Origin of the sequence: Bradyrhizobium sp. CB3481, assembly GCF_029714305.1 — a bacterium.
Lineage (GTDB): Bacteria > Pseudomonadota > Alphaproteobacteria > Rhizobiales > Xanthobacteraceae > Bradyrhizobium.
Window position 1 is genome coordinate 4,231,675 of record NZ_CP121647.1, and the last position, 13,530, is coordinate 4,245,204.

Annotated in this window: 13 protein-coding genes; 4 read left to right on the forward strand and 9 right to left on the reverse strand. The window is 63.8% G+C overall.

The window, feature by feature from the left end:
* Window positions 1-7: 7 nt before the first annotated feature.
* Together QA643_RS20545 and dusB are read right to left on the reverse strand one after the other, a co-directional pair.
* On the reverse strand, window positions 8-1,183 hold the full coding sequence (locus QA643_RS20545; RefSeq protein ID WP_283027733.1) for a nitrogen regulation protein NR(II): 1,176 nt from the start codon (window positions 1,181-1,183) through the stop codon (window positions 8-10).
* Window positions 1,180-2,181: a tRNA dihydrouridine synthase DusB gene (gene dusB / locus QA643_RS20550; RefSeq protein ID WP_283034866.1), complete on the reverse strand. Its 1,002-nt coding sequence runs from the start codon at window positions 2,179-2,181 to the stop codon at window positions 1,180-1,182. The genes QA643_RS20545 and dusB overlap by 4 nt, the downstream gene beginning before the upstream one ends.
* A 285-nt stretch (window positions 2,182-2,466) precedes the next feature.
* Between dusB and QA643_RS20555 the strand changes: the two genes are divergently transcribed.
* Together QA643_RS20555 and QA643_RS20560 are read left to right on the forward strand one after the other, a co-directional pair.
* The gene (locus QA643_RS20555) at window positions 2,467-3,663 is read left to right on the forward strand and encodes a bifunctional 2-C-methyl-D-erythritol 4-phosphate cytidylyltransferase/2-C-methyl-D-erythritol 2,4-cyclodiphosphate synthase (protein ID WP_283027734.1); all 1,197 of its coding nucleotides are present in this window, start codon (window positions 2,467-2,469) and stop codon (window positions 3,661-3,663) included.
* A 1-nt stretch (window position 3,664) separates the two neighbouring features.
* Entirely contained in the window at window positions 3,665-4,264 is a 600-nt protein-coding gene (locus QA643_RS20560; RefSeq protein ID WP_283027735.1) for a CinA family protein, read from the forward strand.
* A gap of 8 nt (window positions 4,265-4,272) precedes the next feature.
* Here the strand turns inward: QA643_RS20560 and QA643_RS20565 are convergent, their stop codons facing one another.
* The gene (locus tag QA643_RS20565; protein WP_283027736.1) at window positions 4,273-5,946 is read right to left on the reverse strand and encodes a thiamine pyrophosphate-binding protein; all 1,674 of its coding nucleotides are present in this window, start codon (window positions 5,944-5,946) and stop codon (window positions 4,273-4,275) included.
* A 102-nt stretch (window positions 5,947-6,048) separates the two neighbouring features.
* Window positions 6,049-6,972, reverse strand: coding sequence for an NAD(P)-dependent oxidoreductase (locus tag QA643_RS20570; protein WP_283027737.1), 924 nt, complete (start codon window positions 6,970-6,972; stop codon window positions 6,049-6,051).
* 213 nt (window positions 6,973-7,185) lie between these two features.
* Here QA643_RS20570 and QA643_RS20575 point away from each other — a divergent pair, with 213 nt between their 5' ends.
* A complete protein-coding gene (locus tag QA643_RS20575; protein ID WP_283027738.1) occupies window positions 7,186-7,917 on the forward strand; it encodes a GntR family transcriptional regulator in 732 nt (243 codons plus the stop codon).
* Here QA643_RS20575 and QA643_RS20580 read toward each other — a convergent pair.
* From QA643_RS20580 to lipA, 3 genes are read right to left on the reverse strand one after another with little or no spacing between them, the layout of a single operon-like run.
* Window positions 7,914-8,381: a type II toxin-antitoxin system RatA family toxin gene (locus tag QA643_RS20580; RefSeq protein WP_283027739.1), complete on the reverse strand. Its 468-nt coding sequence runs from the start codon at window positions 8,379-8,381 to the stop codon at window positions 7,914-7,916. The two genes, QA643_RS20575 and QA643_RS20580, sit on opposite strands and share 4 nt — an antisense overlap.
* Window positions 8,381-8,917, reverse strand: a complete 537-nt coding sequence (locus QA643_RS20585) for a DNA topology modulation protein (RefSeq protein ID WP_283027740.1) — start codon at window positions 8,915-8,917, stop codon at window positions 8,381-8,383. Before QA643_RS20585 ends, QA643_RS20580 begins: the two co-directional genes overlap by 1 nt.
* Window positions 8,918-8,934: 17 nt before the next feature.
* Window positions 8,935-9,894 carry a lipoyl synthase gene (gene lipA, locus QA643_RS20590; RefSeq protein ID WP_283027741.1) on the reverse strand — a complete coding sequence of 320 codons (960 nt, stop codon included), beginning with the start codon at window positions 9,892-9,894 and terminating at the stop codon, window positions 8,935-8,937.
* Between the two features lie 156 nt (window positions 9,895-10,050).
* Between lipA and QA643_RS20595 the strand changes: the two genes are divergently transcribed.
* On the forward strand, window positions 10,051-10,665 hold the full coding sequence (locus QA643_RS20595; protein WP_283027742.1) for a DNA-3-methyladenine glycosylase: 615 nt from the start codon (window positions 10,051-10,053) through the stop codon (window positions 10,663-10,665).
* Between the two features lie 249 nt (window positions 10,666-10,914).
* On the opposite strand, the gene QA643_RS20600 is transcribed toward QA643_RS20595, so the two are convergent.
* Both QA643_RS20600 and QA643_RS20605 read right to left on the reverse strand, forming a co-directional pair.
* Window positions 10,915-11,055, reverse strand: a complete 141-nt coding sequence (locus QA643_RS20600) for a hypothetical protein (protein ID WP_283027743.1) — start codon at window positions 11,053-11,055, stop codon at window positions 10,915-10,917.
* A gap of 106 nt (window positions 11,056-11,161) precedes the next feature.
* Window positions 11,162-12,943, reverse strand: a complete 1,782-nt coding sequence (locus QA643_RS20605) for a vanadium-dependent haloperoxidase (RefSeq protein WP_283027744.1) — start codon at window positions 12,941-12,943, stop codon at window positions 11,162-11,164.
* Window positions 12,944-13,530: the final 587 nt, after the last annotated feature.

The window sequence follows — 13,530 nt, forward strand, 5'->3', positions numbered from 1 at the left end:
CTATTCCTCATCTTGCGTCCTGTGAGGCAGGCGGCAGCGTACCCGGAACGCCGTCGCGGTTGCTTTGGTCGAACTGTTTGGCTGGATTGAACATCGGCATCAGCACGCGGAACGTCGTCTTCCGCGGCTGGGATTCGCATTCGATGATGCCGCCGTGATCGCCGACGATCTTGGCGACCAGCGCGAGCCCGAGCCCGCTGCCGGTCTGCTTTGTCGTCACGAAGGGATCGAACAGGTTCGGCAGCAAGTCTTCCGGCACGCCGGAACCATTGTCCTTGACGCAGAACTCGAGCGGCAGCGACACGCGCGATTTCTTGCCCGGCACCGACAGGCGGACACCGGGACGGAAGGCGGTGGTGAGCTGGATCTCCGCATCGCTGCCGAGATCGGCAACGGCTTCCGCGGCGTTCTTGACGAGGTTGAGGAACACCTGGATGAGCTGATCCTGATTGGCCAGCACCGGCGGCAGCGACGGATCGTATTCCTCGATAAAGCGGATGTTGCGGGCGAAGCCGGATTGCGCCAGCCGTTTGACGTGATCGAGCACGGAATGGATGTTGACCGGCCCGCGCGCCACCGGGCGGTCGTCGCCAAACACTTCCATGCGATCGACCAGCGTGACGATGCGGTCGGCTTCGTCGCAAATCAGCCGGGTCAGCATGCGGTCTTCGGAGGATGCCGCCTGCTCCAGCAATTGCGCTGCCCCGCGAATGCCGGACAAGGGATTCTTGATCTCATGCGCCAGCATCGCAGCCAGCGCGATCACCGAGCGCGCCGCGCTGCGGTGCGTGAGCTGCCGGTCCATCTTGTCGGCGATGGTGCGCTCCTGCAGCATCACGACGATGTGGCCGGGCCGTTCGGTGAGCGGTGCGACGTGAAGATCGACCTGGCGATCGCCACCGATACGGGGCGTGCCGAGGTCGACCTTATATTCGTTGACCGGCGAACCGCTCGCGCGCACCTGGTCGATCAGCGCCAGCAGTGGACTACCGAACGGTACCAGCTCCTTGAGGGATTGACGGCGCAGGAACTGCGCCGAGATTTCGAAAAAGGATTCGGCGGCGATATTGGCATCAACGATGCGGCCATCGGGCGCCACCAGCAACACCGGATTGGGCAGCGCGTTGAGGATGGCCTCGCTGTCGGTGGGCACGGCGCGGCGATGCTCTGCGGCTGAGGTCATGCAGCAGCACTCCATGCGAAATCATCGAACGCATCCTGCAGCGATCGATGCACGCGGCGTGGGTCCTCCGACGTCAGAATCTTCTGCCGCCAGCCCTTCAGCGTCTCTGCCGGCGTACGGCTGTATTGGGCGGCGGTTTCCAGCGCCCAGCCGAGATGCTTGCGGGCGTGCTTGAGCCCGATGCGCAGCCCGTAATGGCTGCAAACCTCGTCATAGAGGGCGCGCACATGGGCGAGCTGTTCGGCGAGCGCCGGAGCGGTCTCGGCCTTACCGGTTTCGAGCCGACGCGCGATCTGTCCGGGCAGCCAGGGTTGGCCCTGCGCGCCGCGCCCGATCATCACGGCGTCCGCCCCCGAGGCCTTCAGCGCCTGTACAGCCTTGTCGAACGAGGTGATATCGCCGTTGACGACAAGCGGTACGGAGACCGCATTCCTGACCGCGCGCACCGCATTCCAGTTCGCCTCGCCTTTATAGAACTGGCAGCGCGTGCGGCCGTGCACGGTGATCATCTGCACGCCAGCGCTTTCCGCGCGGCGCGCCAGTTCGGGCGCGTTGAGCGATCGATCGTCCCAGCCGAGCCGCATCTTCAACGTCACCGGAACCTTGACCGCAGCAATCGTTGCTTCGATCAGCTTGAGCGCATGATCGAGATCGCGCATCAGCGCCGAGCCCGACTGCCCGCCGGTGACGTGACGCGCCGGACAGCCCATGTTGATGTCGATGATGTCGGCGCCGCCGGCTTCCGCAACGCGGGCGCCCTCCGCCATCCAGCGCGCCTCGCAGCCCGCCAGCTGAACAACGTGCGGTCCGATCCCAGCTCTCTCGCAGCGCAGAAGCGACATTGGCCTGCCGTGCACAAGTTCGTCGCTGGCGGTCATCTCGGAGACGACCAATCCGGCGCCGAGGCGGGCAGCCAGGCGTCTGAAGGGGGCATCGGTGACGCCGGACATCGGCGCCAGGAGAACCCGGTTGGCGGCAGCAATTTCGCCTATTTTCAACGGCTTAGAGCGCGAACTTTCCGGGCCGGTCACGGCGTTCTCATGGTTGGGGCGGCGGCTTCATTGCAACCGTCGACGCCTATTTTGAGCACAAATCTTGGGCAGTCAAGCTTCTTGCCTACACTTTAGACAGAACTATCATTTGTGCAAGTGCACTGCAACAAAAACTGCTTTTCCCACAGGTGACGGGAATCACTCTGCTTTCGGTATTCGGCATGGTAAGGGCTGTGCGCCGGCGCGGCCGACACCCTCCTTAACCCTCGATTCCTTTGTATTTGAGACCAGATGCCCAGACCTGAGCGCACCGCCGCCATCCTCGTCGCAGCCGGACGCGGGCTTCGCGCCGGCGCCGGCGGACCCAAGCAATATCGCGAGATCGGCGGGCAGACGGTGATCTTCCGGGCCATGCAGGCGTTCTGCCAGCATCCGGACGTGTTCGCCGTGCAACCGGTGGTCAATCCCGATGATGCCGCGATCTTCAATGAAGCCGTCGCGGGACTACGCCATCAGCCGCCAACCAATGGCGGTGCGACTCGCCAGGCATCGGTGCATGCCGGGCTCGAGGCGCTGGCGGCGGAAAAGCCCGACATCGTCCTGATCCACGACGCGGCGCGGCCGTTCGTTACACCGGATGTGATTTCGCGCGCGATCGATGCTGCCGGCCGGACCGGCGCCGCCATCCCGACCGTTGCTGTTGCCGACACGATCAAGCAGGTCTGTGATGCCGGCAACGTCGAGGCGACGCCGGACCGTGCGAGACTGCGGATCGCGCAAACGCCGCAGGCGTTTCGCTTCGATGTCATTCTCGATGCCCACCGCCGCGCCGCGCGCGAGGGCCGCAGCGATTTCACAGATGATGCGGCACTCGCGGAATGGGCGGGATTGACGGTGGCGACCTTTGAAGGCGATCCTGCAAACATGAAACTGACAACGCCAGAAGATTTCGTCCGCGAGGAAGCCCGCCTCGCCGCCCAGCTCGGCGACATCAGGACCGGCACCGGCTATGACGTGCACGCCTTCGGCGATGGCGATCATTTGATGCTTTGCGGCGTCCGCGTACCGCACACCCGCGGGTTTCTTGCCCATTCCGACGGCGATGTCGGCCTGCATGCCCTGGTCGACGCCATTCTCGGCGCGCTGGCGGATGGCGATATCGGCTCGCACTTTCCGCCGAGCGATCCGCAATGGAAGGGTGCCGCTTCGGACAAGTTCCTGAAGTACGCTGTCGACCGCGTCACGGCGCGCGGCGGCCGCGTAGCCAATCTCGAAGTCACGATGATCTGCGAGCGTCCCAAGATCGGGCCGCTGCGCGACGTCATGCGGGCCCGCATTGCTGAGATCACCGGGCTTGATATCTCCCGCGTCGCGGTGAAGGCGACGACCAGCGAACGGCTTGGCTTCACCGGTCGCGAGGAAGGCATCGCCGCCACCGCGAGCGCCACCATCCGCCTCCCCTGGGACGATAAAGGTTGGGGCGAGTAAAATGAGCGGCAGCGACGCGCGCGCCCTCTCCCGCTCGCTGCTCGATCTATGCCGGATGCGCAAGCTGACGATCGCGACGGCCGAGTCCTGCACGGGGGGGCTGGTCGCCGGCGCGCTCACCGACATTCCCGGCTCATCCGACGTGATCGACCGCGGCTTCGTCACCTATTCCAATGAGGCCAAGCGCGCGATGCTTGGCGTCAAGCTTTCGACACTCACAACCTTCGGCGCCGTGAGCAAGGAAACCGCGACCGCGATGGCAGTCGGCGCGCTGGAAAAGGCCGGCGTCGATCTCGCGGTATCCATCACCGGCATCGCAGGCCCGGGCGGCGCCACGCCGGGCAAGCCGGTTGGCCTCGTCCATTTCGCGGTCGCCTCGCGCGACGGAAAGATCGTGCACCGCGAGTTCCGCTTCGGCGCCATCGGCCGCACCACGGTGCGTCAGCGCTCCGTGGTGGAAGCGCTGCGCATGTTGATGGAGCTGGCGCGCGGACCGCAGCCGCCGATCAAACCGCGCCAGACGATGAGCCGGCTGCGACCGCGGGTGGCGCGAACGCCCCGGCGCAGCGCCGTCAAGCGGCGCCGGCCGACGCGCACATAAGGCCGGCATCAGGCCTGTGCGGCTAGCGCCTTGGCGCGCGTTTCGCTCAGCGAAGCTGCCGGCGTCAATGCTTCCGGGCTGATCGTGAGCTCGATGATGGCTGGAAGTCCGCTTGCCACGGCTTCATCAAAGGCGCGCGCAAAATCTTCCGTCCGCTCGACGCGGGCGCCGAAGCCGCCGCAGGCGCGCGCCAGCGCGGCAAAATCCGGGTTGGCGAGATCGGTACCGGAAACGCGGCCCGGATATTCCCGCTCCTGATGCATGCGGATCGTGCCGTACATGCCGTTGTTGCAGACGATCACGATCAGCGGCAGCCGGTTCTCGACCGCGGTCATGAACTCCAGCCCGGTCATCTGGAAGCAGCCGTCGCCGGCAAAGCAGATGACCGTTCGTTCCGGATGCTGCAGCTTGGCGGCGACCGCCGCAGGGAGGCCGTAGCCCATCGAGCCCGAGGTCGGCGCGAGCTCGGTGCGATACTGCCGATAGCGCCAGAAGCGGTGCACCCAGACGGCATAATTGCCGGCGCCGTTACAGATGATGGTGTCATGGGGCAAGCGGTCGCTCAAACCGCGCACGACCTGCGAGAGCTGCACATCGCCGGGCGACTTGGTAGGCTCGGTAAAGGCAAGATAGTCGGCATGCGCAGTCTTGACGTAGTCGGCGCGCGATTGATGCTTCGGTGCCAGTCCCTTGATCGCCGCCGCAAAGGATGCGCTGCTCGCGACCATACCGAGCGTCGGCGAATAAACGCGGCCGATCTCTTCCGGATCGGGATAGACGTGGACCAGCGGCTGCTTCGGCTTCGGAATATCGAACATTGTGTAGCCGGCCGTGGTGGCCTCTCCGAGCCTTGCGCCAAGCGCGATCACCAGATCGCTGCTGCGGATCCGCCCAGCGATCTTGGCATCGAGGCCGATGCCGACATGGCCGCCATAGCAGGGATGCAGGTTGTCGAAATAATCCTGGCAGCGGAACGAAACGCCGACCGGCACCTCATGCGCTGAGGCAAACGCCTCGAGGTCGCGGCGGGCCTGCTCGCTCCATCCGCCGCCGCCGACGATCAGGAACGGCTTCTTCGCCGCGGACAGCAGCGCGTGGAATTTTTGCAAACCAGCGTCATCCGGTGCGATCGGAAGCGGGTGATAGGGCGGCGCATCCGGCACGTCGGCGGTGTCGGTGAGCATATCCTCGGGCAATGCCAGCACAACCGGGCCGGGACGGCCCGAAGTCGCGGTGAAGAAGGCGCGCGAGATGAACTCTGGAATCCGCCGCGCGTCGTCGATCTGGGCGACCCACTTCGCCATCGGGCCGAACATCTGGCGATAGTCGATTTCCTGAAACGCTTCGCGCTCCATCATGTCGCGCCCGACCTGCCCCAGCAGCAGGATCAGCGGCGTCGAATCCTGGAACGCGACATGGACGCCGGAAGACGCGTTGGTGGCCCCCGGGCCGCGGGTGGCAAACACGATGCCGGGCTTGCCCGTCAGCTTGCCATAGGCTTCCGCCATCATGGCGGCGCCGCCCTCTTGCCGGGCGTTGATGAACCGCACCCGCTGGCTCTGATACATGCCGTCAAGCGCCGCCAGGAAGCTTTCACCGGGGACGCCGAACACGGTGTCGGCGCCGTGCAAGGCCAGTTGCTCGATCAGAATATGTCCACCGGTTCGAATTTTTGCGTCCATCGGCTCGTTCCCTCCGCTTGCGGGACTACGGATTTGGGACCGGCTTAAAGAATGGCGTCGGCACCAGCAACCGGTATCTTGCGATATCAGATATCCCGCCGATCATTGTTCCGGCTGCTGGTCTTTCCGCCCTACCCGCGCCTCGATGCCGGTCACCGCCTCATACGCCTTGATGACGGCGGTGCAGGACTCGCCGTCATGCCCGAGCAGCGCCGCCTGCCGGTAGGTCTGGTGCACCGCGTCGGCCATGAACCCGGGCAGCCCCGCCTCCTCCAACCAGCGCGCGTAGTAGCGCACGTCCTTGCGCGCGTTCGCCAGCGACATCAGCGGGGTGAAGTCGCCCTCGAGCGTGGCCTGCCCGTAGAGATCGAGCATGCCGCTCTTGCCGCCGGCCGCCGAGATGATGCGGATCAATTGAGAAAGATCGAGTCCGTCTTTCGCAGCGAGCGCAAATCCCTCGCACCACGCCGCTACATTGGCGAAGGCGATGTAATTGTGAATGAGCTTGAGGCGGATGGCGTGGCCCAGCGGACCGATGTGGAAGATGTTTTCGGCATAGAGCTCGAAATAGGGCCTGAGGTCCTCAAGCAGATCACCCTCCCCACCGAACAGCACGTTGACCTTACCGGCGTCGGCATGTTTTGGCGTTCGCGTCATCGGCGCTTCCGCATAGCGCCCGCCGGCCGCGCGCACCATGCGGTCGAGCTTCGCCACCATTTGCGGGCTGCCCGTGGTGTGATCGACGATGACGAATCCCAGCGCAGGACCGGCCAGCAGCCCGTCGCCGCAGGTCATCAACGCCTCGACATCCTCGGCTTCATTGACGCAGATCATGACGATGCGGCAGGTGTCGCGGATTTCCTGAACACTTTTCGCAGCGGTCGCCCCAGACGACTTGGCGACTGCCACGGCAGCAGGGTTAAGGTCGTAGGCGGTGACAGCCACGCCCTTAGCGACGAGGTTCTTCACCAGCCCACGTCCCATTCCGCCAAGGCCGATAAAGCCAACGCGTTCAAATGTCGTCATCTCCGGCCTTCCGTTTGCTTTGACATGCCCGTGGGAATATCTGGCGCCAGCATCGCTCACGCCGCCTAGCTTTTCCGCTCGGCTACCACGCTCACAGGCTGTCTGACAACCTGATTAATTCATTGCATTCCCTGGCTTATTTCGATATGGCTGCTCACGGGCAGGGATCACGATAGCCGGATCCCGGCGGCACAATCTGGGCGGGACCATCCGGTGAAATTCAAATCCCTTGAGCGCGGCCCCTCATTGCCAGAGGAGATTGTCGCCAGCCTGACCAGCGCGCTGCACGCAGGCGAACTTCGGCCCGGCGATCGGCTGCCTTCCGAACAGGCGTTGGCGACCGAGTTCGGCGTTGCACGGACGGTCGTGAGAGAGGCTATCTCGCAGCTCAAATACGACGGCATCGTCCAGAGCCGCGTCGGCGTCGGCGCGTTCATCACGCCGCCGCAAGAACGGACGGCATTTCGCATCAGCCCGGCATGCTTCCAGAAGCGCAAGGAGCTCTTGAAGCTGCTGCGCCTGCGCAACGGCGTCGTTATCGAGGCCGCCGCGGACGCCGCGCAGGCTCGCTCCAAACGCGACGTCGCGCGCATGGAAGCCATTCTCGGACAGATGCGGCAGGCCATCGGCGATCGCGAGCACGGCGCCGAGCGGCATTTCGAGGCCGAACGTCAGCTCATCCACATCATCGCAAAGGTGGCGGACAACGAGCACGCGCTCAACTTCATCGTCATGATCGACGGACAGATTGCCGAAAAGCTGCGTTCCGTCGCCGTCAAGAACACCAAGGCCACCGAGCTCGCTGCGGCCGCGATCGAGGAGCAGGCGGATCTGGTCGAGGCAATCAAGCGCGGCGATCCCGTCGCGGCGCGAGACAAGGCTCGCAAGCATTATGACAACGCCGCCCAGCGCTTGGCCGATCGCGCCGATCTCGCGGACGTCTAGCTGGCTGCCCCGCCCTTCCCGTAGATCGCATCCGCCCGCTTCTCGAAGGCGGCGGCGAAGCGTTGGAACGCGGTATCGAACATCGTTCCCATCAGCATCGCCAGCATCCGGCTCTTGAACTCGTAGGACAGGAAAAATCCGACCTCGCAGTCGGTTTCGGATTTCGGCTCGAACGTCCAGCGGTTTTCCAAATTGCTGAACGGCCCCCTCAGATATTCGACCATGATCTTCAGGTTGGGGCGGTCCAGCGTCACCCGGCTGGTGAAGGATTCCCGCACCAGCTTGAACGACACCGTCATGTCGGCGACGACGACCTCGGTGCCGTCGGCCTTCGAAGTGCGCTGACGGATCCGCAGCGACTGGCACAGCGGCACGAATTCCGGATAGCGCTCGACATCGGCGACCAGCTCGAACATCTGCGATGCCGTGTGATGAACCCGCCGCTTGCTGGAAAAGCGCGGCATCAGTGCACACTCGCCCGGTTCTTCTGCGCGACTTGCTTCAGATAGGCGTCGGCCTGCCCCCGATCGGTGAAGCAGACGAGCGACTGGTCGGCGCGCAACCCCTTGAAATAGTCGAGCAGCTTCGGCCGCTGCACCTGGCGATAGGTCCAGACGTAGCGGAAGAACGCGAAGTCGATCTTTTCGGGACAGCCCTCGGCCATTTCGGGGCGGACCTTGCCATAGCTGACGGCGATCCGCTTCACGATGCCGAACATGCAGCTGCTGCGCGGCAGGTCGAACCAGACCACGGTGTCGCTGGATTCGCGGCGCAATTCGCCGGCGCCGCTGCTGGTGTAGTTGCCGTCCATGATCCAGCGCGGCTGCCGTACCGCCTCGTTCACGCGGGCCCTGAACTCCGCTCTATCGGATTCGACCCAGCCGGGTTTCCAGAACAGCGCGTCCAGCGACACGAAGGGAATGCCCGTGAGGTCGGACAACTGCCGGGCAAATGTCGACTTGCCGGACCCCGACGATCCCATGACGAGAACGCGTTGCATTGGCTCAAATCCGACGCCTAGCAGCCCCGCGCGATGCGGGCCGCCTGCAGCTTGGCAAAATCCTCGCCGGCATGATGCGACGAGCGGGTCAACGGGCTCGCCGACACCATCAGAAAACCCTTGGTGTAGGCGACCTTCTCGTAACCTGCGAATTCATCGGGCGTGACGTAGCGCATCACCGCATGGTGCTTGCGGGTTGGCTGCAGATACTGCCCGATGGTCAGGAAGTCGACGTCCGCCGAACGCAGGTCGTCCATCACCTGCAGCACCTCGTGGCGCTCCTCGCCAAGCCCGACCATGATGCCTGACTTGGTGAAGATGGTTGGATCGATCTCCTTGACCCGCTGCAGCAGCCGGATCGAGTGGAAGTAGCGCGCGCCCGGGCGCACCGTCAGATACCGGGCCGGCACGGTTTCCAGATTGTGGTTGAACACGTCGGGCTTGGCCGCCGCCACCACCTCTAGCGCACCTTCCTTGCGCAGGAAGTCGGGCGTCAGGATCTCGATGGTCGTGGTCGGGCAGCGGGCGCGGATGGCGCGGATGGTTTGCGCGAAATGCTCGGCGCCGCCGTCGGCGAGATCGTCGCGATCGACCGAGGTCACGACCACATGGGTCAGCCCGAGCTTGAAGGTCGCCTCCGCGACATATTCCGGCTCGTTGGCATCGAGCGCGCCGGGCATGCCGGTCTTGACGTTGCAGAACGCGCAGGCCCGCGTGCAGGTGTCCCCCATGATCATGAAGGTGGCGTGCTTCTTGTCCCAGCACTCGCCGATGTTCGGGCAGCCGGCCTCCTCGCACACCGTGACGAGGCCGTTCTCCTTGACGATCTTTCGCGTGTCCGCATAGCCGCGGGTGTTCGGCGCGCGGACCCTGATCCAGTCCGGCTTCGGCGGCGACAGCGCATCGGGCCGGTTCACCTTTTCGGGGTGGCGCGGGCGAACCTGGTTTAAGGAGACGGTATCGACGAGGACAACCATGTTAAGTCCGGAAATGGCGAGAATACCTAGCTAATCCGTGTCGCCCGGGGCTGCAACCCGATTGCGCACGGGCCTGCAATCCGTCTCGCGAAAGGCGGTGGAAACGTGCAACATAATGACGAATTTCATCCCTCCCGCGAACGATTCTCACCTGAAATGGTCCAAAGCCCCAAGCCTGCCGTGCCCGCCGCCCTCCGGCTCGGCAAGCCGCTGAAACGCTCGTTTTTCGGCCGCAGCGTGCATGAGGTCGCGCCCGATCTGATCGGAGCGACGCTATTGGTCGGCGGCGTCGGCGGCGTCATCACGGAAGTCGAGGCCTATCACCATACCGACCCGGCCGCGCATTCCTTCAATGGGCCGACGCCCCGCAACCGCGTGATGTTCGGCCCGCCCGGCTTTGCCTATGTCTACCGCTCCTATGGCATCCATTGGTGCGTCAACTTCGTCTGCGAGGAGGAAGGCTCGGCTAGCGCCGTCCTGATCCGCGCGCTGGAGCCGACTCATGGCCTTCCCGCCATGCGCCGCCGCCGCGGCCTTGAGGAGGCTCGCGCTTTATGCTCGGGCCCGGGCAAGCTCTGCGAGGCGCTCGGCATCACGATCAAACACAATGAGCTCCCGCTCGATCAGCCGCCGTTCGCACTGCATGCGCGCGTAGGCAAGGTGGAGACCGTTGCCGGGGTGCGGATCGGAATCACGAAGGCGGTCGATCTACCGTGGCGCTATGGCTTGAAGGGATCGAGATTCCTGAGCAAGCCGTTCTTGAGGACGTGATCTCGCTTTCGGGCCGTCATTAAGGTAGCGACGCGCACACCGCTGTCATCCTCCGCGCAGGCGGAGGATCCAGTACGCTGCGACTTATCGGGTCAATCACACTACGGCCTCTGGAATACTGCACACCCGCCCCAGTGCGCAATCGCGCACAATGCGGGTGACAACGAGTGAATATGTGCCAGCATTCTCGCGACGCATTTGCGGCCGAGGCTTTGGGACCGCATCGGACGTCGCGAGCAGCGCTACATGTCAACGCCGACCGATCCGCAGGGCTTGAAGGTTTGGAGCGAGCGCCCGCGCAAGCACCCTCATGTTTCTGGCGTAGGCAAGCAAGCCCATGATGATGACCAAAGCTACCACGACCAATCCGGCTACCAGGTTCTGCGCCATGGCTGCCGCTCCAAGTGAACCTCACGAACATGATGACCGCGCAAATCGGGGCGTCAACGCCGGGAACTGGGCCGGCGCCTCACGACAGCGGCCCGCCCGGCTGCTGTCAGATCGTCACGCGGCTGCCGTCGAAGCGCGTAAAGGAAAAGCCGTCGAAGGGTTCGCGCAGCGTCGTGCGCTCGTCCCGCAGCATGCCGATAGCCACCTCCTCGCCGATCGCCATTGAGGCGGACGCGTCGGAGCGCCAGTGGATGCCCGCCCAATTCCGGCCGAAGCCGAAATTCACCGCGAGCTTGTTCAACTCTCCACCGACCGTGAGCGGCGGTCCGTTATAGGGCACGAGCTTCGTCGGGTCAGCCGGATCGGGCTGTACCGGATTAGCGATGACACGGCTCTCGTCGAAAAACGCTTTCAATATGGTAGCCGTGACGGCACCGACACTCGTGGCTCCGCCAGGATAGGTGGAGTGGAAGGGCGCGGCCTCCGGATAGGTTTGTGACAAAAGATAGCTGCCATATTTGGCTTTACTCCGTTCAAGGGCTTCCGATTTCAGGAAGCTATCATGCAACGGGTAGTCGCTCACGCCGTTGGCAAGGCGATGGTGCGCCAGAGCGCCATAGGCTTCCGGTCGCAAAGCCCGGTGCACGAAATATTTCTGCCAGTAGGCCGCGCGGACGGAGTTACTGATACCCGTGGCGAGTAGTGCCTGCACATGGGGCAATCCGAAGGTGGCACCCGCAGGTCCCTGGGTTTTCGATTTCCGATACGGGTTCGATGCGTAGGACACGGGCTCCGCCGGAGGATACATGCCGGAGTACCGCTGGTCACTTCCACGAGCGGGGGTTGCGAGGATCAGCGCTGCCGCCCACCCAAGTGCAGGACCAGCGTGGATATACTCCGCGAGATCTCTTCCTGTCGTGATGTACCGCGGTGTCGCGTCGAACTGCAATTGACGTTTCGGCGCGGTGCCGTTCTGGATCGCCAGCCATTCCTCATATTCGGTCAGGAATTCGTTGGCGGGCAACACGGTGCGAATTTGAGCACTGATCCACTGTGCGGCATAGGGCACGTCCCGAAGCAGGAATTGCGAGATCATCGGTCCATCCAGAACGCCTGGCGGCGTGACCGAGCGGCCCTTCGGGTCAGTCGGGTCGAAATAGAGCGCATTGGCACGGAACAACGTACCGGCTGTGACTAGTCCACCAGACTTCGGGCCGCGGAAATCGGCAAGCTTGTTGATTTCCTCGGTTGCGGCAAGCACGTCGCGATTGGAGGTGTCGTCGCGCAATTCGGTAAGCGGAACGTCACGCAGCAGGGATTGCCAATATACCTCAACCGCCTCGCCACCGCGCTCCGCACTCTCAAGGGCTGGTGCCGGCGGAATTCCAATCTGGGTGGGATTTATGCCGCTAAGACTGACGGCTTGCGTGCCGACGGGATTAACCAGTTTGCGAGTGCCGCCGAGCGGGATTTTCTCGAAATCAGCGGGATTACCCGATTGGCAAGCGGCATAGAGCGCCTGCCATGCAGCTTGTTCCACTTCGCCGCGTTTGTCGTGCGGCAGGCCCCGCGTATCGGAACCGATCTTGCTGGTGTAGCGCGCCTCATCGCCGTTCGTCGGGTGCGGCGCGATGGGAATTTTCTCGTTGTCCCTTGCGCAGACCTCTCGCACTTCAATGGCGCGGCGCTTGAAAGCCGCGTCGAGTGGTCGTGGGTCCGCGTTCACAGGCTGCGCCGTGGCCGGGGCGATTCCGGGCATGTTCGGCGGCGATGCGAGCACGGCGGCGCCAACTGCGACGCCGGCGCCACCGAGCAGCAAGCGGCGAGTGACCGCGGTGGTCGGTGATGGCAAGTCGGCTTCAGTCGAAATGGTGGGATGGTTAGCCATGGAGCTCTCCTCCCTCGCAGGCACATGAATGCACGCGCGATCCGCACAGCCGATATTCGATGCCTCATCTGGGCGGATCAGATCCGCTAACTTCCGACGAAACCCGAATCTTGCACGCGCGCGCCTGGGAGTTCATCCCACAAGGTCGTGTCGCTGATCCGCGACGTGACGGTCGCCGCGGCCCGTGATCCCCGCATGCTCTTCCGTGCTGCCGATGAATTCGAAAGTGCCGCGGAGCCTCCTCAAGGACGTACTTAGCAAAGACCTTGGATCCGTCGGACTCGCGAGCAAAGACCTCCATGCGGGAGTTTCCAATGCGTCTAATAGACGCGCGAGACCGTATCTTACTGGTCAGATGGCGACACGATTAGCCAGTAGCCACATGCGCACGGCGGTATGCGGGGATGGACCGGGCCAGGATCTCGCTCGGATCGCCGTCAGATATCCTGGTTTGCCCGTTACAGCCGCACTCCAGCGCCCTTCGGTCGGCACCGTATTCATACGGATGGAACGCCCGGCCATTTCGCCATTTGAATTGATAAGATTATTGCCCGTTTTGCACTCGACACGAAACCTCCACGCCGGTG